Source organism: Mycobacterium sp. RTGN4 (assembly GCF_033804635.1).
In the GTDB taxonomy this organism is placed as follows: domain Bacteria; phylum Actinomycetota; class Actinomycetes; order Mycobacteriales; family Mycobacteriaceae; genus Mycobacterium.
Genome location: NZ_JAPZLB010000011.1, coordinates 33,203 through 54,658, shown reverse-complemented (window position 1 = coordinate 54,658; position 21,456 = coordinate 33,203). Strand labels below are relative to the sequence as shown.

At 66.8% G+C, this 21,456-nt stretch carries 20 protein-coding genes; 7 read left to right on the top strand and 13 right to left on the bottom strand.

Annotated elements, in window-relative coordinates; all coding sequences use genetic code 11:
- Window positions 1–326: 326 nt before the first annotated feature.
- The 5 genes from mobA to SLQ30_RS22680 form a co-directional block, all read right to left on the bottom strand.
- On the bottom strand, window positions 327–899 hold the full coding sequence (gene mobA / locus SLQ30_RS22700; protein ID WP_319450791.1) for a molybdenum cofactor guanylyltransferase: 573 nt from the start codon (window positions 897–899) through the stop codon (window positions 327–329).
- A gap of 16 nt (window positions 900–915) precedes the next feature.
- Window positions 916–1,998, bottom strand: a complete 1,083-nt coding sequence (locus SLQ30_RS22695; RefSeq protein ID WP_319450792.1) for a 2-oxoacid:ferredoxin oxidoreductase subunit beta — start codon at window positions 1,996–1,998, stop codon at window positions 916–918.
- Window positions 1,995–3,935: a 2-oxoacid:acceptor oxidoreductase subunit alpha gene (locus tag SLQ30_RS22690; protein WP_319450793.1), complete on the bottom strand. Its 1,941-nt coding sequence runs from the start codon at window positions 3,933–3,935 to the stop codon at window positions 1,995–1,997. The genes SLQ30_RS22695 and SLQ30_RS22690 overlap by 4 nt, the downstream gene beginning before the upstream one ends.
- A 327-nt stretch (window positions 3,936–4,262) precedes the next feature.
- Complete coding sequence (locus tag SLQ30_RS22685; protein ID WP_413468141.1) at window positions 4,263–5,087, bottom strand: PfkB family carbohydrate kinase; 825 nt, start codon at window positions 5,085–5,087, stop codon at window positions 4,263–4,265.
- Between the two features lie 135 nt (window positions 5,088–5,222).
- Window positions 5,223–6,227: a LacI family DNA-binding transcriptional regulator gene (locus tag SLQ30_RS22680; protein WP_319450795.1), complete on the bottom strand. Its 1,005-nt coding sequence runs from the start codon at window positions 6,225–6,227 to the stop codon at window positions 5,223–5,225.
- Window positions 6,228–6,366: 139 nt separating this feature from the next.
- Here SLQ30_RS22680 and SLQ30_RS22675 point away from each other — a divergent pair, with 139 nt between their 5' ends.
- The 4 genes from SLQ30_RS22675 to SLQ30_RS22660 are packed head-to-tail and all read left to right on the top strand — an operon-like array spanning window position 6,367 to window position 10,457.
- Complete coding sequence (locus SLQ30_RS22675) at window positions 6,367–7,530, top strand: phytanoyl-CoA dioxygenase family protein (protein ID WP_319450796.1); 1,164 nt, start codon at window positions 6,367–6,369, stop codon at window positions 7,528–7,530.
- On the top strand, window positions 7,527–8,534 hold the full coding sequence (locus SLQ30_RS22670) for a Gfo/Idh/MocA family oxidoreductase (RefSeq protein ID WP_319450797.1): 1,008 nt from the start codon (window positions 7,527–7,529) through the stop codon (window positions 8,532–8,534). The genes SLQ30_RS22675 and SLQ30_RS22670 overlap by 4 nt, the downstream gene beginning before the upstream one ends.
- Window positions 8,531–9,436: a sugar phosphate isomerase/epimerase gene (locus SLQ30_RS22665; RefSeq protein WP_319450798.1), complete on the top strand. Its 906-nt coding sequence runs from the start codon at window positions 8,531–8,533 to the stop codon at window positions 9,434–9,436. Before SLQ30_RS22670 ends, SLQ30_RS22665 begins: the two co-directional genes overlap by 4 nt.
- 31 nt (window positions 9,437–9,467) lie before the next feature.
- Entirely contained in the window at window positions 9,468–10,457 is a 990-nt protein-coding gene (locus SLQ30_RS22660) for a Gfo/Idh/MocA family oxidoreductase (RefSeq protein ID WP_319450799.1), read from the top strand.
- 10 nt (window positions 10,458–10,467) lie between these two features.
- Here SLQ30_RS22660 and SLQ30_RS22655 read toward each other — a convergent pair whose 3' ends face one another.
- Window positions 10,468–10,650, bottom strand: a complete 183-nt coding sequence (locus tag SLQ30_RS22655; RefSeq protein ID WP_319450800.1) for a hypothetical protein — start codon at window positions 10,648–10,650, stop codon at window positions 10,468–10,470.
- Window positions 10,651–10,767: 117 nt separating this feature from the next.
- Between SLQ30_RS22655 and SLQ30_RS22650 the strand changes: the two genes are divergently transcribed.
- Window positions 10,768–11,544 (top strand): TIM barrel protein, encoded by a 777-nt coding sequence (locus tag SLQ30_RS22650; RefSeq protein ID WP_319450801.1) that lies wholly within the window; start codon window positions 10,768–10,770, stop codon window positions 11,542–11,544.
- On the opposite strand, the gene SLQ30_RS22645 is transcribed toward SLQ30_RS22650, so the two are convergent.
- The 5 genes from SLQ30_RS22645 to SLQ30_RS22625 are packed head-to-tail and all read right to left on the bottom strand — an operon-like array spanning window position 11,541 to window position 17,328.
- Entirely contained in the window at window positions 11,541–12,011 is a 471-nt protein-coding gene (locus SLQ30_RS22645) for an SRPBCC family protein (protein WP_319450802.1), read from the bottom strand. The genes SLQ30_RS22650 and SLQ30_RS22645 overlap by 4 nt on opposite strands.
- A gap of 26 nt (window positions 12,012–12,037) precedes the next feature.
- Window positions 12,038–13,234, bottom strand: coding sequence for an amidohydrolase family protein (locus SLQ30_RS22640; protein WP_319450803.1), 1,197 nt, complete (start codon window positions 13,232–13,234; stop codon window positions 12,038–12,040).
- Complete coding sequence (locus SLQ30_RS22635; RefSeq protein WP_319450804.1) at window positions 13,221–14,528, bottom strand: aspartate aminotransferase family protein; 1,308 nt, start codon at window positions 14,526–14,528, stop codon at window positions 13,221–13,223. The genes SLQ30_RS22640 and SLQ30_RS22635 overlap by 14 nt, the downstream gene beginning before the upstream one ends.
- Window positions 14,525–16,027, bottom strand: coding sequence for an APC family permease (locus SLQ30_RS22630; protein ID WP_319450805.1), 1,503 nt, complete (start codon window positions 16,025–16,027; stop codon window positions 14,525–14,527). Before SLQ30_RS22630 ends, SLQ30_RS22635 begins: the two co-directional genes overlap by 4 nt.
- Window positions 16,028–16,044: 17 nt before the next feature.
- Complete coding sequence (locus tag SLQ30_RS22625) at window positions 16,045–17,328, bottom strand: glutamine synthetase family protein (RefSeq protein WP_319450836.1); 1,284 nt, start codon at window positions 17,326–17,328, stop codon at window positions 16,045–16,047.
- Between the two features lie 166 nt (window positions 17,329–17,494).
- Here SLQ30_RS22625 and SLQ30_RS22620 point away from each other — a divergent pair, with 166 nt between their 5' ends.
- Window positions 17,495–18,283 (top strand): class II glutamine amidotransferase, encoded by a 789-nt coding sequence (locus tag SLQ30_RS22620; protein ID WP_319450806.1) that lies wholly within the window; start codon window positions 17,495–17,497, stop codon window positions 18,281–18,283.
- The gene (locus tag SLQ30_RS22615) at window positions 18,280–19,134 is read left to right on the top strand and encodes a MurR/RpiR family transcriptional regulator (protein ID WP_319450807.1); all 855 of its coding nucleotides are present in this window, start codon (window positions 18,280–18,282) and stop codon (window positions 19,132–19,134) included. Before SLQ30_RS22620 ends, SLQ30_RS22615 begins: the two co-directional genes overlap by 4 nt.
- A gap of 9 nt (window positions 19,135–19,143) precedes the next feature.
- Here SLQ30_RS22615 and SLQ30_RS22610 read toward each other — a convergent pair whose 3' ends face one another.
- Window positions 19,144–20,511 carry an MFS transporter gene (locus SLQ30_RS22610; RefSeq protein WP_319450837.1) on the bottom strand — a complete coding sequence of 456 codons (1,368 nt, stop codon included), beginning with the start codon at window positions 20,509–20,511 and terminating at the stop codon, window positions 19,144–19,146.
- A gap of 125 nt (window positions 20,512–20,636) precedes the next feature.
- Window positions 20,637–21,452, bottom strand: coding sequence for an ATP-binding cassette domain-containing protein (locus SLQ30_RS22605; RefSeq protein WP_319450808.1), 816 nt, complete (start codon window positions 21,450–21,452; stop codon window positions 20,637–20,639).
- Window positions 21,453–21,456: the final 4 nt, after the last annotated feature.

Below are 21,456 nucleotides of genomic sequence, written 5' to 3'. Positions count from 1 at the left end.
AGTCCTGGGCCACGACCCTTGGAACCGGGTTCCGACTGCTGAGCCGCCCATCGCTCGAGCCTGGACATCCCGACGCGGGCCCAGCGCAATTCAAGCCCGAGACCCGCCAAGGATGTTGGCCAAGTGCATCGGCCATCCGACTTGAAAGCGCAAGGGAAGCAACAGATTTGACTACAAGCTCCCGCATCCGCGCGACGACGCCGGGCATTATGCGGCGAATTATCACGTTAACAACACGCCACAAACGTCACATGAATTGCAAATTAGCGCAGCTAGCCATTAATTCACGGAAATTCGTGCACGAATTGACAATTTGCTGGAGAGAATTAAACGAGATCTGCGGCGGTGTTGACGTTGGTCAGCGCCCGTTGCTCCGCCATCACCACGCGCTGAGTGTCCGAGACCGTCACCAACGCCCGCATGCTGCGCTCGCCGGAGGTCACCAACTCGTCGGCCCGTGCGAAAAGGGACGTCCGATAGACGCCGGCCAGGTAGTGGTCGCGGCCATCCCACGGCAGCACGACCTCGGCGCCCAGCCGGAGCGCTGGACCGACGAGCGCATCGATCAGGTCGACGTCCAGATACGGCATGTCCACGGCACACACGAATGCCAACTCGACACCCGCCTCAGAGGCGGCGCGCAGCCCCCGCGCCGTCGCCAGCAGGGGCCCGACACCACGGATGTCGTCGCGGAGTACCTCCGCATCGAGCTCAGGCAACGGCTGGCCCGGCGCGGCGACCACGAACACGGGCGCACAACGGGCTCGCAGCGTCGTCACCGCGCGCTCGACCAGCGTCGTCTCGCCAGTCATCGGGTCGGAAAACGGCAAGGTGGCCTTGTCGCGGCCCATTCGTCGGGACGCGCCGCCCGCCAACACGATCGCGGCGAGCGGGGGCATTACGTGAGGCCGAGAGTTATTCGACGGTCCAGGTGTCTTTTCCACGCAGCAAGGATTGCAGAGCCGCGGTGTCGTGGGGCTTGGAATCCCTCGCAGAGCTGACCTGATCGCGCGCCATCTCGTCGTACGTCGGGCGAATCACCTGACGGAAGATGCCCATCACGGTGTGCTCGAGGTTCTGCTCCGAGATGCGCGACAGCGCGAACGCATAGGCGGGGTCGTCGACGTGAGCGTTGTGAACGACGATGTCGTCGGCAGCGGTGTCGGCCGTCTTGGCGACCTCCAGGCCGTAGCCGGACTTCACGACGCAGAACTCACCGTTGGCGCCGAAGGTGATCGGCTGGCCGTGAGCCACGTTGATCAGCCGCTCCTCGGCGCCTTCCTTGCGGAGCGCATCGAAGCTGCCGTCGTTGAAGATCGGGCAGTCCTGCAGGATCTCGACCAGCGCCGCCCCACGGTGCGCGGCCGCAGCGCGCAGCACCTCGGTCAGCCCCTTGCGATCGGAATCAAGCGCCCGGCCGACGAAGGTGGCCTCGGCGCCCAGCGCCAGCGACACCGGGTTGAACGGATAGTCCAGCGAGCCCATCGGAGTCGACTTGGTGACCTTGCCGACCTCGGACGTCGGCGAGTACTGACCCTTGGTCAGGCCGTAGATCCGGTTGTTGAACAGCAGGATCGTCAGATTCATGTTGCGGCGCAGCGCGTGGATCAGGTGGTTGCCGCCAATCGACAGCGCGTCGCCGTCGCCGGTGACAACCCAGACCGACAGGTCCTCGCGGGCCAGCGCGAGGCCGGTGGCGATGGTCGGGGCACGACCGTGGATGGAGTGCACGCCGTAGGTCTCGAGGTAGTACGGGAAGCGGCTCGAGCAGCCGATGCCGCTGACGAACACCATGTTCTCGCGCTTGAGGCCCAGTTCCGGCAGGAAGTTGCGGATGGTGTTGAGAATGACGTAATCACCGCAGCCTGGGCACCAGCGCACTTCTTGGTCGCTGGTGAAGTCCTTGGCCTTCTGCGGTTCGTCGGTGGTCGGTACCCCGCTGGTCTTCGTCAAACCGGTAGCGGTGATCCCGAGGTCGGACCCGATGAGGTCAGTCATGCGTCAACTCCCACGCCAGTGCCCACGATGGCCGCTGCCAACCGGGCGAACTTGGCCTTGTCAGTTTCCTTGTCGGCAAGCGTTCCGTCCAGCGCCGCGTCGATGATGCCTTCGACTTCGTCGGCGAGGAACGCCATGCCCTCGACCTTGGTGACCGACTGGACGTCGACCAGGTACTTGGCCCGCAGCAGTATCGCCAGCTGGCCGAGGTTCATCTCCGGCAGCACCACCTTGGAGTAACGATTCAGCACGTCGCCCAGGTTTGCCGGGAACGGGTTGAGGTGACGGACCTGCGCGTGGGCGACCTTGATGCCCTTGCGCCTGGCGCGTCGGCAGGCCTCGCCGATGGGGCCGTACGAACTGCCCCAGCCGATCATGAGCAGCTCGGCGTCGCCGGTCGGGTCGTCGACCTCGAGGTCGGGCACCGTGACGCCGTCGATCTTGGCCTGGCGCAACCGCACCATGAGGTCGTGGTTCTTGGGTTCGTAGGAGATGTTGCCCGAACCGTTGGCCTTCTCCAGTCCGCCGATGCGGTGCTCGAGGCCCGGGGTGCCGGGCACGGCGAACTGACGGGCCAGCGTCTCGGGGTCACGCGCGTATGGCTCGAACGGCTCACCCGCCTTGGCGAAGGTGTGCGCGATCGGCGGATACGCCGACGAGTCAGCGATGTCGGGGATGCGCCACGGCTCGGAACCGTTGGCGATGGCGCCGTCGGACAGCAGGATGACGGGCGTGCGGTAGGTCAGCGCGATGCGCGCGGCCTCCACGGCGATGTCGAAGCAGTCCGAGGGCGTCGCCGGGGCGAGCACCACCACGGGCGATTCGCCGTTGCGGCCGTACAGCACCTGCAAGAGGTCGGCCTGCTCGGTCTTGGTGGGCAGACCGGTGGACGGGCCACCGCGCTGCACGTCGACGACGATCAGCGGCAACTCCATGATCACGCCGAGGCCGATGGCCTCTGACTTGAGCGCGATACCGGGACCCGAGGTGCTGGTGATGCCGAGCGCGCCGCCGTAGGAGGCACCGAGCGCCGCGCCGATGCCCGCGATCTCGTCCTCGGCCTGGAAGGTCAGGACGTTGAAGTGCTTGTACTTGGACAGCTCGTGCAGGATGTCCGACGCAGGCGTGATCGGGTAGGTACCCAGCACGACCTGTGTGTCGGCCAACTGACCGGCCGCGACCAACCCGTAGGCCAGCGCGGTGTTGCCGGAGATCTGCCGGTAGTCGCCCGACTTCAGCTTCGCTGGGGCCACCTCGTAGGTGACGGCGAACGCCTCGGTGGTCTCGCCGTAGTTCCAGCCGGCCTTGAGCGCGAGCACGTTGGCTTCGGCAACCTCGGGCTTGCGGGCGAACTTCTCCCGGATGAACGCCTCACTGGCCTCAAGCTCGCGGCCGTACATCCACGACAGCAGGCCGAGCGCGAACATGTTCTTGGCGCGCTGGCCGTCCTTCTTGGTCGCACCGATGGGTTCGACGGCGCCCAACGTCAGCGTGGTCATCGCGACGGCCTGAACGACGTAGTCGGAGAGCTCGTCGCTTTCCAGCGGGTTGGACTCGTAACCGACCTTGGCGAGGTTGCGTTTCGTGAACTCGTCGGCGTTGGCGATGATCAGGCCGCCGCGCGGCAGGTCGTCGACGTTGGCCTTGAGTGCGGCGGGGTTCATGGCGACGAGTACGTCGGGCCGGTCGCCTGCGGTAAGGATGTCGTAGTCGGCAATCTGGATCTGGAACGACGAGACGCCGGGCAGCGTGCCCTGTGGCGCGCGGATCTCAGCCGGGTAATTCGGTTGCGTGGCAAGGTCGTTGCCAAACAGCGCTGCCTCGGAAGTGAACCGGTCACCGGTCAGCTGCATACCGTCGCCAGAGTCACCGGCAAAGCGGATGACGACCTTTTCGAGCTTCTGACGCGGGGTGGCACCGTTGCCGTTTTGGCCCACGACCCCTGCCTTTCAAACTAGTCGGGCTGCGTCACTTCGAGTCGCAAACTAGGCGTTGTATCGCACGATGCGCCGTCGGGCATGACGTCCACCAATTTTGTCTGTCACTGGTAGTACCGATTATTGCACTTCTCTTAGGCTGACCTGGTTCGGGCACGCCGGTTACTCGCAGGTAAACAACCGTGATGATTGCAGGTCAATGGCGTGTACGAGGGAAACATCCGAGCGGATTGTGGTTTTGGTCACTTTTTAGAGAATGTCGTTCTCTAAGGATTCGGTTACTCGCCAGTAGCTGACCGCTAGCAGTCGGTTAGCACTCAGCTAGCACTACACCTGGTCGAGCGACTCGCTCCGCAGTCGGCGCTCGAGTTCACGGGCGACGAGCGCGCTGGCCCGCTCTACCGCTCCTTCTGGGTCGATCCCGGCGGACCGGTGCAACGCGTACGAGGCTGTGAACATGTCGCCCGCCCCCGTCGTCTGGACCCCGTCCACCCGCCATGCCGCAGGCACCCTGACCACCGAGCCGTCGAGATACACGTCGCAGCCCTCGGAGCCGAAGGTCACCAGGATCTCGGGGACGCCCAGTCGGGCCGCGGTCGACGCGTCGAATTCGCCGTCGGCCACTATGACCGCCTCGTCCTCCGCGAGCTTCAGCACGGCGAGGTGATTGAGCATTTCCGGCGCGAAGTGCCGGTCCACGACCAGCGGGCCCACCTGATCGGCGCGCACCAGACCCTGGCCGTCGTAGACGATCCGATGTCCCCGGGCGGCCAGCTGGGCAAGCGTGTGCGCAGGGAAGTCCGTGCGCAACAGCGGTGCGAGATGCAGCCACGTCGTGTTGGGGTCGGCGGCCTCGACCTCGGCCGCACCCCACACCGGCCCAACGGCGTCCACCGACATCCGACGATGGTCGACGTCGACGTAGTCCAGCCGAAACGAACTCGTGCAGTCCGCGGGCAGGATCCGCAGCAGCCCACCCAGGTGCTCGGCCAACGGGTCGAACAGTGCGTGGTCGCGCTCGGCGGCCATCGCCACGATGTGGCCCGACACGTCGGCCGAGGCCAATGCGACGCCCGCGAACGACGCGCAGCCGCCCGGGCTGGGGGGCGCCCCGTTGATCACGTCGACGGCCAGGTTGCCCAGCACGGTCACACCGTTGACGAGCTCTCGCGGCACCTATCGATCTCCAGATCTACGTCGGCGCTTTCGTCGGCGCCGTGGGGCGAAATGGTATCCGGGGTGGCGCCGAACCGACGATTTATCGGCGGCGCGGGACTCACCAGGGCACTACGTGGGCACGTTGTACGGCGTGATGACCTGGATCGGCGTGGGCCGGACGGCCTCTGCCGGCAGTGCGCCATGCTGCGCCAGGATCGACCTGATGGCGACCCTGGCGTCGGCCCGCAAGTCGTTGTGCAAGACCACGGAAATGCGGCCGTCTCGCAGCAGCCGCCGGTTGTCGACGTCGAGGTCGTGGGCAACAAAGACCCTGCAGACGCGTCCGATGCGCTCGAAGGCGGCGACGGTCGCGCTGTTGCCCCCACCAGGCGAGTAAACGGCCTCCACGGTCGGATGACGCTGAAGTGCGTCGAGCACCAGATGTTCGTTGGTGGCGTCAATACCGTCACTGTCACTGACCTCGACGATGTCGCGGCCCGAGCCGCGCAGGCCCGACCGGAAGCCGACCTCGCGCTCACCCTCGCCGCGAAACACTGCGCGGCTCAACGTGATCAGCACGTCGGACCGCTCCGATCCGAGCCACTGGTCCATCAGATAGGCGGCGGTCAGTCCCGCGCCGTGGTTGTCGATGCCGACATAGGCACAACGCGAACTGGTCGGCACGTCGGTCGCGTAGGTGACGACAGGCACCCCGGCTCCGACGAGGCGGTCGACGACCTCGGCCACCTCGGGCTCGTCCTGCGCCTTGAGCACGACGCCGTGACTACCGCGGATCCGGGCCAGCGCGTCGACCATCTGACCCGACGAACCCGATTCCCATAAATGAAACCGCGCCCGCACCATCGCGGGCGCGAACGCGGGTAGCTCCGCCTCCACCGCTGCCCGGAACGCATCGGAGAAGCGCTGTGGCGTCTGCATCACCACGTCGAGCAGGTAGCGCCTGCCGTTGAGCCGCAATTGGGCACGTTGCTTGTCGAGGTCCGCGATCGCCTGCGCAACCTCGGCGCGAGTGTTCTCCCGAACTCCAGGGCGGTCGTTGAGTACGCGGTCGACGGTCGCCTCGCTCAGCCCGGACTGCTGGGCGATCTCGCGAACCTTGTAGCGGTGGGGCACGGCGTCTCCAGCTGTGCGATTTGTGCACCCGCAGTAGCGGTGCGCGCAACCCAGTGTGCACAAATCGCAAGGTGTGTGATGGATTTTTGATGGGTTTATGGTGTTGATTGCGGCGCAGATCACAACAAGACTAGCGGGCATGGCAACACCTCTGGACACAGCGCGCAGACCGTGGATCGAGGCGCCGGACTGCGAGCTCGACGACTTCCGCGCGCTCGTATCAACGGAAACGGACCTCGCCGACTACCCGTTCGCGGGCGACGTCCGTGCGGGCGTGCTCGTCTACTCCGCCGAGACCATGGCCCGCGCCGACCGGCGCGCGCTGCAGGCCGAGTTGATCCGAGCGCTCGCCGACGGCCCGGGCGTCGTGGTGTTCGAGGGCGCCTTCGACCACGATGCCGTCGACCGCGCCAGCGATGCGTTCACCGCGCTCATTGCGGCCCAGCGCGCAGAGGGTGCCGCCGCGGGCGACCACTTCGGCAAGGCCGGCGCCAACGACCGGATCTGGAACGCCGCGCAGAAGCTGGCGCTGCACGCGCCGGAGGTGTTCGCGGACTACTACGCCAACGACGCAACCGCGCTGGTCTCGCAGGCCTGGCTGGGTCCGCGCTATCAGGTGACGTCACAGGTCAATGTCGTCAATCCCGGTGGCGCAGCACAGGTTCCGCACCGCGACTACCACCTCGGCTTCGTCGACGTCGACCAGTTGGCCGACTATCCGGCGCACATGCACCGGATGTCGGCAGTGCTGACGCTGCAAGGCGCGGTCGCGCACTGCGACATGCCGCTGGAGAGCGGGCCGACGATGCTGCTGCCGCACTCCCAGAAATTCGTGGGCGGCTACGTGGCGTTCTACCGGCCCGAATTCATCGAGTACTTCGCCGAGCATCACGTCCAGGTGCCGCTCCGCAAGGGTGACGCGGTGTTCTTCAATCCCGCGCTGTATCACGGAGCGGGCACCAACCATTCGTCCGACATCCGCCGGATGGCGAACCTGCTGCAGATCTCGTCGCCCTTCGGGCGCGCGATGGAATCCCTTGACCGCACGGCGATGGTGCAGGCGGTCTACCCGGCGCTGCTCGCGATGCAGTCCGCTGGCCGGTCCGATCGCGAGCTCGTCAACGCCGTCAACGCGACGGCCGAGGGCTACCCCTTCCCGACCAACCTCGACCACGACCAACCCATCGGCTCCCTAGCGCCGCCAAGCCAGGTCGACACCGTGCTGGCCGCCCTGGCCGACGGACTCACCCCCGAAGCGCTCGACATCGCACTCGCAGCTCAAATCGAACGGAGAATTCCATGACCACCCTCGGCGTAATCGGACTGGGCCGCATCGGCGCATTCCACACCGAAACCCTCAGCGGCCTAGCCGGTCTCGACGGACTCGTCATCACCGACGAGCGCGGCGATGTGGCCGAGGCGGTCGCCGCCAAACACGGAGCCAAGTACGTCGCCACCGTCGAGGAACTGTTGTCCTCCGGCGTCGACGGGGTGGTCGTCGCCGCGGCCACGCCCGCCCACGCGGAGCTGACCCTGGCCGCCGTCGAACGCGGAATCCCGACGTTCTGCGAAAAGCCCATCGCCTCGACCGCCGCCGAGAGCGCGCGCGTCGCCGAGGTGATTCTCAAGTCCGGCGTACCCGTTCAGGTCGGCTACCAGCGCCGGTTCGACGCGGCCTTCGCCGCGGCCAAGCGCGCCGTGGACGACGGGTCGCTCGGCGCCCTGCACACCGTGCGCAGCACCACGATGGACCCCGCTCCCCCGCCACTGGATTACATCAAGGGCTCGGGCGGCATCTTCCGCGACTGCGCCGTGCATGACTTCGACGTGCTGAACTGGATCACCGGGCAGCGTGCGGTAGAGGTGTACGCGACCGGCACCGTCCAGGGCGATCCGCTGTTCGCCGAATACGGTGACGTCGACACCGCCGCCGTGATCGTGAAGTTCGATGGCGGTGCCTTGGGGGTCGTGTCGAACGCCCGCTACAACGCCCGCGGATATGACTGCCGGCTCGAGGTCCACGGTTTCGACGACAGCGTTGCCGCAGGGTGGGACCAGGGCGCGCCTCTGCGAAACACCGATCCTGCCAACGACTTTCCGCAGGGCCCGGCGCACCACTTCTTCATGGACCGCTTCACCGAGGCGTTCCGCACCGAGTTGGCCGCATTCGTCGAGGTGACCAAGGGCGGCCCCATCCCCGGTGCGACGGTCGCCGACGCGGTCGAGGTGGCCTGGCTGGCCGAAGCCGCCACCGAGTCGCTGCGCCGTGGGCTCCCGGTGACGATCGCGGAGGTGCGGAACGCATGAGCGCCATGAAGACCGGCGGGCAGGAGCGAAGCGACCGGGGAATCAAGATTGCGGGAGCACCGATTTCCTGGGGTGTCTGCGAGGTGCCCGGATGGGGCTACCAGCTGGACCGCGAGCGGGTGCTCACCGAGATGCGCGGTGCCGGGCTGACCGCAACCGAACTCGGGCCCGAGGGCTTCCTCCCTACCGACACCGACGAGATGAAATCCGTTCTGCGCGAACATGAACTGGCATGCGTCGGCGGCTTCGTCCCGGTCGTGCTGTTCAAGGCCGACCACGACCCGGTCGACGACCTGGCCGGCCCGCTCGAGTCGCTGGTCGCGGCGGGAGCGGGCGTGGTGGTGCTCGCCGCCGCGACGGGCGCCGACGGCTACGACACGCGTCCCGTGCTCGACGAGACCCAGTGGGCCACCCTGCTTTCCAACCTCGACCGGTTGGCGGGCATCGTCGCCGAGCGTGGGCTGCTCGCGGTGCTGCATCCGCACGTCGGAACCGTCGTCGAGAACCGCGCAGAGGTGGACCGCGTCTTGGCCGGTTCGTCGATCCCGCTGTGCCTGGACACGGGCCACCTGCTGATCGGGGGCACCGATCCGCTGGAACTGGCCAAGGCCGTGCCGAATCGCATTGCACACACGCACCTCAAGGACGTCGACGCGTCGCTGGCCAGCAAGGTGCAGTCCGGCGAATTGACCTACACCGAAGCCGTCAAGGCGGGCATGTACACCCCGTTGGGCACCGGCGACGTAGACGTTGCAGGCATCGTTTCCGTCCTGCGGGACAACGGTTTCGACGGGTGGTTCGTACTCGAACAGGACGCCATCCTGAACGGTGAGCCGACCGACGAGGGCCCGGTGCGCGACGTACTGGCCAGCGTTGGGTACCTACGACAAGTGACCGCATGACGGCCCAGCGAGAAGCAAAGCGGGATCGCGCATGACACTGCGCATTGGCGTACTGGGTGCGTCGCGGATCGCCGAGTCGGCGATCGTGGGGCCCGCTGCCGAACTCGGCCACCGACTGGTCGCGGTGGCTGCCCGCAGCCGCCCGCGGGGCGAGCTATTCGCCGAGAAGTACGGCGTGGAGCGTGTGCTCGACGGCTATCAGGACGTCATCGACGACCCCGAGGTCGACGTCATCTACAACCCGCTCGCCAACTCGCTGCATGCGCCGTGGAATCTCGCGGCCATCGCGGCGGGCAAGCCTGTGTTGAGCGAGAAGCCCTTCGCGCGTGACCAATCCGAGGCGCGCCGCGTCGCCGAAGCCGCGGACGAAGCGGGCATCACTGTGCTGGAGGGCTTTCACTACTTCTTCCATCCGGTCACCCGGCGGGCCTTCGAACTGGCCGCCGACGGCACTATCGGCGACGTGACCCACGTCGAGGTGCGGATGGCGATGCCGACCCCTGCTGACGACGATCCGCGATGGTCGTATGAGTTGGCCGGCGGCGCCCTGATGGACCTTGGCTGCTACGGGATCCACGTGATGCGGTCGCTTGGTCGGCTCGCGGTGCCCGGCCTGGAGGGACGTCCTTCGGTTGTCCGAGCCCATGCCGAGCAGCGCACACCCGACGTGGATGCCTGGTGCGACGTCGATTTCGGCTTCCCCGGCGGGGCAACAGGACTGGCGGCGCATTCGATGGTCGCCGAGGACTATTCGTTCACGATCCGCATCGTCGGCACGCGGGGCGACCTGCTGGTGCACGACTTCATCAAGCCCAACGAGGACGACCGACTGACGATCCGCACGCCCAACGGCACCACGATCGAGCGACTGGGCACCCGAGCTTCGTACACCTATCAACTGGAGGCGTTCGCGGCTCACGTTGAGCACGGCGCTGCGTTGCCGTTCGGCACCGAGGACGCCGTGGCGAACATGGCGATGGTCGATGCGGCATATCGCGCCGCCGGACTGAGCCCTCGGTGAGCCCCGCCGACTACGGACGCTTGCGGGCCCGGCGACCGGCGCGCAGCGGCCTACGGCGGCCGACCGCGTCGGGCTGGCGGCGTTCGTGCCACCGCAACCGCAGCAGCAGCACCTGTCGATGCGCCCGGAACGAGATCGACAGCGGATCACGCCACAGCGGCGTGATTAGCGACCCCTCGCGTTCGATGTCCACATCACCATTGTGGCGCGTTCGCGGTGACGCGCTACTTGACGCGCCCTCCCGTGTCGGTGTCGTGACCGTGAACAACCGCCTAACGTGCGCGAATGGCGCAGATGAATGGGAGCCCAGATGAGCGCGTTCGAACTGGCCGTCTGCGCCGAGATGGTGTTCACCGAACTCCCGTTCGTGGAGCGGGTACGCCGGATCCACGAGCTCGGATTCGCCGCGGAGATTTGGAGCTGGGACGACAAGGACCTCGACGCATTGGCCGCGACGGGCGCCAAGTTCACCTCGATGACCGGCTACCTGCATGGCGACCTGATCGATCCGCTGACGGCCGACGAGGTGATACGGACGGCCGAGCTCAGCATCAAGGCCGCTGAGACGCTTGGGGTTACCCGCCTGAACCTGCACACCGCCGAACTCGTCGACGGGCTCCCCGCCCGCCCGCGGCTGCGCGCGACGGGGACGATGTGGGCCACCGCCATGCGGACGCTGGCCAGACTCGGCGAACTCGGGGAATCCGCTGGCGTGACGTTCGTCGTCGAGAACCTCAACACCATCGTCGATCACCCCGGGGTGCCGCTGGCGCGCGCCAAGGACGTGCTCGCCCTGATCGAGGGCGTCGGGCACCCCCACGTGAAGATGATGCTCGACCTGTACCACGCGCAGATCGGTGAAGGAAACCTCATCGAACTGGTCCGCAGGTGCGGCGACGCCATCGGTGAAATCCAGGTCGCCGACGTACCGGGCCGGTGCGAGCCCGGTACGGGCGAGGTCTACTACCCCGCCGTGGCACGGGCGTTGCGGGACATGGGTTTCCGTGGCACGGTTGGCCTGGAGGGCTGGGCCTCCAGAGACAGCGTGGCGGCCCTCGATGCGTTCCGGGCGGCCTTCACCGTCTAAACGTCGAACCGGTCAGCCAGCGCCCGAAGCGTGGCCTCGATCCCGTCGGCGTTCTTCTTCTGAAATCCGCCAAGCTGGACAATCAACGGAATCTTCGCCGTCGAGTAGTCGAAGGTCTCGGTGACCTTCGTCGTCGCGGGGCTGACCTCGGCCAGTTCCCAACGCCACCGGTGGCCCAACGGATGCTGCCATTCGATGAGCTTGTTCTCTTCGACGGCGATGACCTTCGACGTGATCTTGTACGGCAGCCCGTACTGCGTCATGCCGACGGTGAACTTGTCGCCCTTGCTGAGGTGGTGTGGGCCCTTGACGTCGGCGTCGCGGACGGTGCCCGATCCGTCCAGCTCGGGATGACGATGCGGGTCGACGACGAGGGCGAACACGTCTGCAACCGGAGCAGCCACCTGAATGCTGCGACTGACGGCCTTCGGGCCTGCGTCTTCGGTCTTCAGAGTTGTACTAGTCATATGCCCTTCATACCCCGCTGGCCTCGTTACGACACCAGCGCATACACCCGCTCGGCATTGTGCACGCCGATCATGTCGACGATGCGGATCGCGTCGGCTTCGGTGCAGTCGCCGGTGCGTATCCAACCGCCGAGCACCAAGCCCATGGCGCGCCGCCACAACACCGAGCCCAACACGTGCAGTTCGGGCGGACCGAACGCATCCGACGAGTACAGCTGCTTGGCGAACGGCGCCGTCTCGAGCGCTTCGGCGACCAGTCCGGTCGACCGCACGCCCAGATAGTTGATCGCAAGTCCCACATCGAAGTTCACGTGATCGAACGCCTGCGCCAAATAGCCCGCCTGACGTTGGAACGGATAGCAGTGCAGCAGCAACACCGGCACCGGGCTCATCACGCGCAGCAGTGGCAGTAGCAGCATCGGGTCGCTGCGGTGCAGATCCATGTCGCGATCACCGAAGCCGACGTGCACCTGGATCGGTAGCCCGTGCGCCGCGGCCTCGTGCACGCCGAAGGCGATCAGCACCGCGTCGTCGACGCGCAGTGGCCGAGGCCTCGCGGCGAATTCGCGGGCATGGGCGACCACATCGGCATCGGAGGGTCGAGCCCAGTCGACGTCGAAGCCGATGCGGTAGGCCGCAATGGTCTTGGTGCCCACCACTTCCGGATTCCCGACCGCGGCCTGCAGCGCCGCTCGGAAGGCGTCGGGAAAGTCATCGGGCGACGTGCCGCCCTCCAGCAGATCCTCGGTCAGTCGTTCGAGCCTCAGGATCTCCGACGACGGCACGCCACTGACTTTGGTGAGCTGCTCGGGGGTGGTGATGAGATCGCCCTTGAACCCGGTGTCGACGACCCAGCGGGATACGCGTGCGGCGGGAAGCATGATCGTGGCCAGTTCATCGGGTGTGCACTCGCTGCGTCGCGCCCAGTAGGCGTCGGCGCTTGCCAATGCATCGAGGCCGAGCAGCGGTGCGCACCAACGCCGGATGGAAAGCCCTAGCGGCGAATCGAATTGAGTCATGAAACTTGGGACGGGATCGGTGGAGCCCTCGTTGATGGCGGCCTCGAAGCCCGCCCGGTCGACGGGCTCGTTGAAGGTGCCGTGGACGTGGTGGTCGATCAGCGCGATGGAGTTCAGGTGGTCGGCCAACGCGCCGGGCACCTGATCCTCGAGCCCGGCGAACGCACCGTCCGAAACGCCAAAGGGCAGTTCACCAGCCGGCATACCGTGCGACCTCCTCGGCGTTCACTCTCCCGGCAGCGGCGTCGGCGATGGCGGTCCCGAGTAGCTCCACCGCCCGGCCCGCCTCGGCTTCGGTCAGCACCAGCGGCGGCGTGATCTCCAAGACGTTGCCGCCGACGTAGTAGACCACCGCGCCCAACTCCCACGCACGGTAGACCACTTGCGCTGCAAGCCGATTATCGCGCTCCCCTGTCTCGGGGTCGACGAGTTCCAAGCCGATGGCCAACCCGCGTCCGCGTACATCCCCGATGCGCTCGGCGCCGGGTGAGCCGGCCAGCGCGCGCAGGCCATCGGCCAACAGTGCACCGACCTTGGCCGCGTGCTCGGGTAGCCGATCACCGACGATGGTGGCCAGCACTGCCCGCCCGGCCGCCGTACACACCGGATTGCCCGCGGTGGTCAGTAGGGCTGCCGCCGGCGGATTGTCGAGGATTTCCGCCGGCCCCACCGCCGCCGACAGTGGCAAGCCGCCACCGAGTACCTTGCCGAACGTGACGATGTCGGGTGCGACCCCGTCGTGCTCGAAGGCGTGCAGGGTGCCCGGCCTGCCGAGGCCCATCTTGACCTCGTCGCAGATCATCGGCACGCCGTGACGTCGGCACAACTCGTGCAGCCGGGCGAGGAACCCGTCGGGTGGCACGATCAGGCCGCCGTCGGACAGGATCGGCTCGACGATCAGGCAGGCGATCGAACCGCTGCCCAGCTGCTGCTCGGCTGCGTCCAAGCACGCGGTGACGTCGGCTTCGACATCGTCGCGAACCGGCCGAAAGGAGTTGGGATAGGCCAGGAACACCGCATCCGGGTCAGGTGGTGCGCCCGCGTCGACGTGCACACCCGAGACGCCCATCGCGACGCCGACACCGCCGTGGTAACTGTGCTCGAACGCGATGACAGTGCGTCGTCCGGTGGCATGCCTGCAGGCCCGCAGCGCGACGTCGTTGGCATCGGAACCCGCATGCCCGAGGTAGACCCGCCGGTCACCAGTACCTGGGACCAGGGCGAGCAGGTCTTCGGCCAGTCCCACCGAATCCGGGTGCACTGCGGACAATCCGCCAGAGCCCGGCGCGTCCCGCACCGCCCTGCTCACCGCCTCGACGACGGCCGGGTGGCCGTGACCGAGCCCACTCGCCGTCCACGTCGCCGACAGGTCCAACAGTTCGCGACCGTCGGGCGCGACCAGCGTCGAGCCGTGACCCGACACGACCTCCAAGGGAAAGAAGCGAAGCTTCTCGATCCCCGCGACGGAGCCGGCGTCGCGTTCGTAGAGCGTGCTCATTCTGGCTGCACCGGCGGCGTCTGCGCCAGCTCGGCAGCCAACGACTCCCCGACCCGTTTCGCGATACCGGAGGCCACGATCGCAATGACCAATCCGATTGCACACCAGTACAGTCCGAGCAGCGGGGCGTCCGACCAGGTGACGGCACCCTTGACGTTGAACCACAGCACGGTTGCGATCACGACTGCGCCGAGAATGGGCAGCACCAGCCCGAGCACCTTGCCCTTGCCGCCGTGCACCTCGAGGAACTTGGGTGCGCCCACGAACCACACCGCGGCGATCTCGACCAGCAGATAGCAGACCATCAGGCACACCGAACCGGCGACGGCGAACAGGAAGTAGGTGTTGATCGCAGCGTTGCCGGTGCCCATGTCAGGCCAGCCGATGGCACCGCAGATGAGGTCCACGACCAACGCGACGGCGACGACGAGCCAGGTGGCCAGGCGTGGGCCGCCAGTGCCCGCGTGGATCTGCGCCAATGCCTTCGGGCCGAAACCGTCGCGTCCGAACGCGTAGAGCATCCGGCCCGACGTCGCGGAGCAGGCCAGGTGGCAGCCGAATGCCGACACGATCGCGGTCAAGATGATCAGAAGGCTGAACCACTGCCCGACATAGCTACTACCTAAGTCCCCCAACGTGTTTCCGGAATTCTGGAACGCATCGAGGCCGGCCTGATCGGTTCCGAATCCGACGACCTGGGCGAACATCACGACGACGAAGAGCACACCGGTCAGGATGAGCGTCCCGGCCAGCGCCCGCGGGATGTTGCGCCCCGGATCGTCGGTCTCCTCCCCCATCGACGCGCACGCTTCGAATCCTGCCCAGGACAGGAACGCCGCGACCACGGCGCTGAGCACGGCCGAGGCGGATACCCCGTCGAACGAGAATGCGCTGAAGTCCACTCCGGTCGTCGGCGCCCCGCCCTTCCCGAAGATCACCACCACGAGCACGATCATGGACAAGATCCCGATGCCCTCGATGACGAGCAGAATCTTGGCCAAGAGCCGAATGTCTCGGCCCGACAATAGGAATGAGATCACGGCACCCACCACGACGACCGCCAGCCACGGCACTTGATAGGGGTTGTCGTTGCCTGGTTGCAGTTCGGCGATGAACGCGTTGACGAACGCGGCGGTCAGCGCCAACGTGCCGATGGCGAAGCCGACGTAGGCGCCGAGCATCGCGAAACCGGAGAAGAACCCCGTCCGCGGTCCGATGGTGCCGCCCACCAATCCATAGGCCGACCCGGCGTGGTTGAGGTGGCGGGTCAGCCGGACGAAGCTGTACCCAACCAACGAAACGCCGATCAGCCCGATGATGAACACCAGCGGAATAGCCTTGCCGACGGTGCCGATCAGACCCTGACCGTTGCCCGACATCGCCAGCGTCGGCCCGACCAGGGCGACCGACATCGCCAACGCCACCCAGAACGGCAGCCTCCGGTGGGGAAGCTGATCGGCTCCCTCTGACGGACCTGCCGACGACGTGCTAGTGCTCATCGATGACTCCTTCTCTGTCAACAACTCCACGCGAGGCGCAGCGCCTGGGTGGTCTCGGCCGGCGATAGTTCGCCGAAGGTGTTCAGCTCGTAACGCCGAACTGCGACAAGGCCTTCGACGATCTCCGGGGTGAGCAGTTCCGCCGCGATCGGCGAGTGCTCGAGCGCATCGATCACCGTGCGCTGGCGGGTGTCGAGTGGTGGCGGGGCCGCGGCCGAATCCGCTGGGTTCTCTGGTACCTCTGCCGGTAGCTCGAGCCCGAGGGAGATGCCACGCAAGGCGCTGCCCAGCAGCCCGGTGGCGGCGAGATAGGGGTTGGCGCTTGGGTCGACCAGTTTCAATTCGACGTTTGCACCGTGCGGGTTGCCGGGCGTGGCGGCCACGAACCGTACGGCCGCCTCACGATTCTCCAGCCCCCAGCACGCGGTGGCTCCAGCCCAGTTGCCTGGCTTCAGCCGCGCCGCCGACAACACCGAACCGGCGTACACCCCAAGCAGATCCGGTAGCGCTTCGACGACCCCCGCGATGGCGGACGCGCCTGCGGGGCGGATGCCGTGGGGCCCGTCGCCGCCGGAGAAGAGCGGGCCATCGTCATCGGACAGCGACAGGTGCAGGTGTGCGCCGTTGCCGGCGCCACCCTCGAACGGTACGGGCGAGAACGAGATTCGCAGTCCGTGCCTGGCCGCGGCCCGGCCAATGACGATCCGCGCGAGGATCACCGCGTCAGCGGTGGCGACTGGTGTCTCAGGGGCAAGCGAGACCTCGAGTTGATCGTGGCCGTACTCGGTGTGGAGCTGCTCGATTCGCAGTCCGGCCCGCTCGGCGCTGGTGGCGAGGTCGACCAGGAATGCCGAGCGGTCCAGCGACGTGCGGATGCCGTAGGGCGACCAGGGCTCGGTGGTGGCCGGGCCGCCGTCGGGCGCCAGCATCGTGCACTCCAGTTCCGCGCCGAGAAGTGCGGTGAGGCCGCGGTCGGCCAGTCCCGCTTCGGTGCGCGCCAGGAGCGATCGCACGCACAGTGGCGCCGAAACTCCCTGCTGATCGTCGAGATCACCTGGCGCCCAGGCGACTCCATCGTCGATGAGCCGAACGTCGATCGGGTCGATGCGGATCCGCAGGTCGCCGACGACACCGATCTTGGGGGTGAAGGCGATCCCGCTGTCGACGCAGAACACGCTCCACGACGGCGAAACCCCCATGCCCGAGCGCGCGAACGCTCCGATCCTGCGCAGCGGGACGTACTTGGCGCGAGTGACACCGCCCAGATCGGTGACGGATCCCGCCACCAGTTCGACGCCCATTTCGCGTAGTTCCTCGATGCGATCGTCGCTCGACACTCCGAACCTCCTCGTCCGCAGTTAGAGGGCACTGTGAGTCTGCGAGAAACGTATGTCATAAATGTTTCAGAATCTTTAAATTTCGCGATTTAGGACTCATTCATAAGATTTTGGATGGAGGATTGCCCACATGTGTCGGTTGCTGGGTGTCGTCTCGACCACCCCGGTCGCGGTCGTTGACGCCGTCGGTGACGACGTGCTGAAGGACTTCGTCGCACTGACCAAGGTCCACGGGGACGGGTGGGGCGTGGCGACCGTGGCCCGCTCCGGCGAGCATCCGAAGGCGCAGGTCTCGGCGGGCACCGCACTCGACGACCCCGCCTTCGCCGCCGCGACTCACGACGTGCGGTCGGCCGCCACGGTGGTGCACCTGCGGTGGGCCACCAACGGGCTAGCGGTCGCGCCCCAGAACTCCCATCCCTTCGTCGCCGACGGATTGGCGATGGCCCACAACGGCTCCATCAAGCCGATGGGCCCGCTGGACGACCTACTCGAACCCGACGTAGCGGCGTCGCTGCATGGCACCACCGACAGCGAGCGCTACTTCGCGGTCATCCGCCAATATCGCCGCACCACAACGAGTCTCGCGGAGGCGGTGCAGCAGGCGGTGGCGCAGCTGCGACAGCTCTACCCCGAGGCCAGTCTCAATGCGCTGGTGCTCGGCGAGGACCAGCTGATCGTCGTTCACGCCCATGCCCGCAGCACGCTGCTCGACGAAGACATCGAGGAGATCACGGCCGCGGAGTTGCCCGCCGAACACCTGGAGGACTACTTCTCGCTGCGGGTCGCCCGCCCCGACGACCACACGCTGGTGATCGGGTCCACCGGTTTCGGCAACCTGGCGTGGGAGCCGCTGCCGCCCGAGTGCGTCGTCGCCGTCTCGTTGCACGACCTGTCGATGACACTGCACCCGCTATGACCGACGAAAGCGTGGCTGTGCGCGCGAGTGCCGCCATACCTGCCCTTAGCCGGGCGGAGCGACGGGTCGCGCGGGCCTTGCTCGCCGACTACCCGAGTGCCGGACTGGCCAGTGCGGCCCGGCTGGCCGAGCGGGCCGAGGTCAGTCCGCCGACCGTGCTCCGGCTCGCGCAGTCGCTTGGTTATGACGGGTTCACCGACCTTCAGGTGGCGCTGCGGGCCGAGTTGACCGCACGCTCCAACGGGCCACTCACCCGGCTGCCATCCGCGCCCGCCGCCGACGGTCTGCTGGATCGGCTGTTACGGCAGGCCCGTAGCCAAAATGACCGCGCCGCAGAAACATTGGCCCAGCTGCCGGCCTCAGCGGTCGAAGCGGCCGTGGCACTGCTCTCGGATACCGCACGCCCGCTATACCTGCACGGCGGCAGGTTCTCACACCTGCTGGCGATGCACCTGGCCGCCCACCTCGAACAGCTGCGTGCTGGGGTGCGACTGCTAGCCGACCCCGGCGGCCGAGACATGGGCGCGATGATCGAGCTCACCCGCAAAGACGTCGTCGTGCTGTTCGACTACCACCGCTATCAACGCAGCGCCGCCGACCTCGCGGCTAGGGTGCACCGGGCCGGTGCGACGGTACTGCTGATCACCGACGACCTGGCCTGCCCGGTCGCACCGGATGCGGAAGTCGTACTCGCCGCCTCCAGCACGGTGGGCACCACGTACCAGAGCATGGCGGCAGGCTTCCTGCTCACCGAGTTGCTCATCCCGCTGGTGATGGACTCCGTCGGCGAGCCCGCCCGCACCAGAATGGCGTTGTGGGAGGAGCAACGGAGAGCCGAACTGCTCCCCTAACCTGGAGCGCTAGGCGTTGGTCGTCACCGCGGAGCCGGCGTCACGCGGGAGCCGGAGCGTCTCGACGATGGTCACCACCATCAGCGCCCCGAGCATCAGGAAGGTCAAACCGTATGCGGCACCTGGCCCGTGGCCGTGATCGGCGACCAGCGGCGTGAAGGTGCTCAGCGCCAGCGCGGCGACGGCGATGCCAAGCCCCGCCGCCAGCTCCTGCACGGCCGCGTTGAGGGTGTTGGCATGGGTCAACTCGTCACCGTCGACGTCGGAGAAGGCGAGGCTGTTGTAGGCGGTGAATCCAATCGATCGGAGTGCGCCGCTGACGAAAAGGATCGCCGCGATCACGGCGATCGGCATGGTCGGCGTCAGGACCGCCAGCAGTCCGAAGCAGCCGACCGACACGACGGCGTTGACAAGCAGCACCCGCCGAATCCCGAAGCGCCGCATGAGCGGTGTGGTCGCCGGCTTAATCGCGATGTTCCCTGCGAACAGCGCCGCGACCAGCAGCCCGGAGGCGAAGGGCGTCCATCCGAACACCAGTTGAAACTGCAGCGGCAACAGGAACGGCACCGCGGTGATGACCAGCCGATAGAGCGATCCTGCCGATACGGTGATACGCAAGGTCGGCACCCGCAGTACCCGCAGTTGCACCAGTGGATACCGATAGCGCAGTAGGTGCCACGCCGCAGCCGTCAGCAACACGGTCGCCACCGCCACCCCGGCGGCGACCAGCAGCCAGTCCGTCCCGGTGACCCGAATGCGCTCGAGCGCAAGCAAGGCCGCGGCAATGCCCGCCCCGAGTGCCGTGAGCCCACGCCAGTCCAGGGGCCGTGGCGACGGGATGGCCGCACCGCGTATCAGCTTGAGCGCCAACAGGAATCCGACGATCCCGATCGGGATGTTGACGACGAAGATCCATCGCCACGACCCCAGCGTGGCGATGGCACCGCCAAGGACCGGAGCGAGTACCGGCGCGGCCAACGCAGGCCACGTCAGCAGGGCGATCGCCCGCACCAGATTGGCCTTCCCGCTGAACCTCAAGACCGCCAGCCTGCCGACGGGCACCATCATCGCTCCCCCGACGCCCTGTAGGACACGCATGCCGACCAGCATCGGCAACGACACGCTGGCCGCGCACCCGACCGACGCAAGCGTGAAGATCGCGATCGCGGCGGCGAATACCGGTCGCGCGCCGAACCGGTCGGCCATCCAGCCGCTCGCCGGAATGAGCACCGCGACGGTCACCAGGTAGGCCGAGATGGCGACGCTGACGGACACCGGGTCAACCCCGAATGAGGTCGCCATCAACGGGATCGCGGGGGTGATGATCGTGGCGTCCAGGATCTCCATGAAGAACGCCCCGGCCACCAACAGTGCCATGGCCCTTGGAAATTGGACCGGCTCGGCGGCCGGCTCAGTCGACGACATGGTGGTCCTAGGTTACCGAGCGCGCACCGGCAAGACCCCGCCGACCTGTTCGGTCGACGGGGTCCTGGGTCTTGGGTCTATTTGCGCCCAAGCTCGTGGCTGAGCGCTTCGAGCTCGTTGCCGCCGGCCATCTCCTGGGTCAGGTGCTCCAGCGTGATCTCGTCGAACGTGCAGTCCAGCTTCTGCCGCCCGCGGTTCAGCAACACGAAATGATCGCCGACCATGTGCGCGTGGTGCGGGTTGTGGGTGATGAAGATGACCCCGAAGCCCTGCTCCTTGGCAGCGGTGATGTAGCGCAACACCATTCCCGACTGCTTGACACCCAGCGCGGCCGTCGGCTCGTCGAGGATCAGCACGCGCGCTCCGAAGAACACGGCGCGGGCGATGGCCACGCACTGGCGCTGACCACCCGACAGCGAGCCGATCGGCGCATCGACATCGGGGAGATCGATGCCCATCTTGTGCAGCTCGGAGATGGTCGTCGCCCTCATCGCATTGATGTCCAACGATTTCAGGAAGCCCTTGCGCAGCTCCTGGCCGAGGAAGAAGTTGCGCCACACCGGCATCAGGCCCACGACCGCGAGATCCTGGTACACCGTCGAGATCCCGCTCGTCAGCGCGTCCTTCGGCGAATCGAACGTCATCGACTTGCCGTCAACGAGCAGTTCGCCTTCGGTTTGCTTGTGCAGGCCGGCGATGATCTTGATCAGTGTCGACTTGCCCGCACCGTTGTCGCCGAGCACACCAGTCACTTGTCCGGCACCCACCCTGAGGTTGATGTCCTTGAGCGCGATGATGTTTCCGTAACTCTTCCCTACGCCCTTGAGTTCTATCAGCGGCGTATCGCCACCCGATGGAACGTCGGCGACCGGGGCCTCAACAGTTGTACTCATTCGG

What these genes read in the sequence shown, in the direction of transcription:
- mobA (WP_319450791.1), bottom strand. Translation starts at nt 899, where the DNA reads ATGCCCCCGCTCGCCGCGATCGTGTTGGCGGGCGGCGCGTCCCGACGA.
- SLQ30_RS22695 (WP_319450792.1), bottom strand. Translation starts at nt 1,998, where the DNA reads ATGACTGACCTCATCGGGTCCGACCTCGGGATCACCGCTACCGGTTTG.
- SLQ30_RS22675 (WP_319450796.1), top strand. Translation starts at nt 6,367, where the DNA reads ATGGCAACACCTCTGGACACAGCGCGCAGACCGTGGATCGAGGCGCCG.
- SLQ30_RS22670 (WP_319450797.1), top strand. Translation starts at nt 7,527, where the DNA reads ATGACCACCCTCGGCGTAATCGGACTGGGCCGCATCGGCGCATTCCAC.
- SLQ30_RS22665 (WP_319450798.1), top strand. Translation starts at nt 8,531, where the DNA reads ATGAGCGCCATGAAGACCGGCGGGCAGGAGCGAAGCGACCGGGGAATC.
- SLQ30_RS22660 (WP_319450799.1), top strand. Translation starts at nt 9,468, where the DNA reads ATGACACTGCGCATTGGCGTACTGGGTGCGTCGCGGATCGCCGAGTCG.
- SLQ30_RS22650 (WP_319450801.1), top strand. Translation starts at nt 10,768, where the DNA reads ATGAGCGCGTTCGAACTGGCCGTCTGCGCCGAGATGGTGTTCACCGAA.
- SLQ30_RS22645 (WP_319450802.1), bottom strand. Translation starts at nt 12,011, where the DNA reads ATGACTAGTACAACTCTGAAGACCGAAGACGCAGGCCCGAAGGCCGTC.
- SLQ30_RS22640 (WP_319450803.1), bottom strand. Translation starts at nt 13,234, where the DNA reads ATGCCGGCTGGTGAACTGCCCTTTGGCGTTTCGGACGGTGCGTTCGCC.
- SLQ30_RS22635 (WP_319450804.1), bottom strand. Translation starts at nt 14,528, where the DNA reads ATGAGCACGCTCTACGAACGCGACGCCGGCTCCGTCGCGGGGATCGAG.
- SLQ30_RS22630 (WP_319450805.1), bottom strand. Translation starts at nt 16,027, where the DNA reads ATGAGCACTAGCACGTCGTCGGCAGGTCCGTCAGAGGGAGCCGATCAG.
- SLQ30_RS22625 (WP_319450836.1), bottom strand. Translation starts at nt 17,328, where the DNA reads ATGGGCGTCGAACTGGTGGCGGGATCCGTCACCGATCTGGGCGGTGTC.
- SLQ30_RS22620 (WP_319450806.1), top strand. Translation starts at nt 17,495, where the DNA reads ATGTGTCGGTTGCTGGGTGTCGTCTCGACCACCCCGGTCGCGGTCGTT.
- SLQ30_RS22615 (WP_319450807.1), top strand. Translation starts at nt 18,280, where the DNA reads ATGACCGACGAAAGCGTGGCTGTGCGCGCGAGTGCCGCCATACCTGCC.
- SLQ30_RS22610 (WP_319450837.1), bottom strand. Translation starts at nt 20,511, where the DNA reads ATGGCACTGTTGGTGGCCGGGGCGTTCTTCATGGAGATCCTGGACGCC.
- SLQ30_RS22605 (WP_319450808.1), bottom strand. Translation starts at nt 21,452, where the DNA reads ATGAGTACAACTGTTGAGGCCCCGGTCGCCGACGTTCCATCGGGTGGC.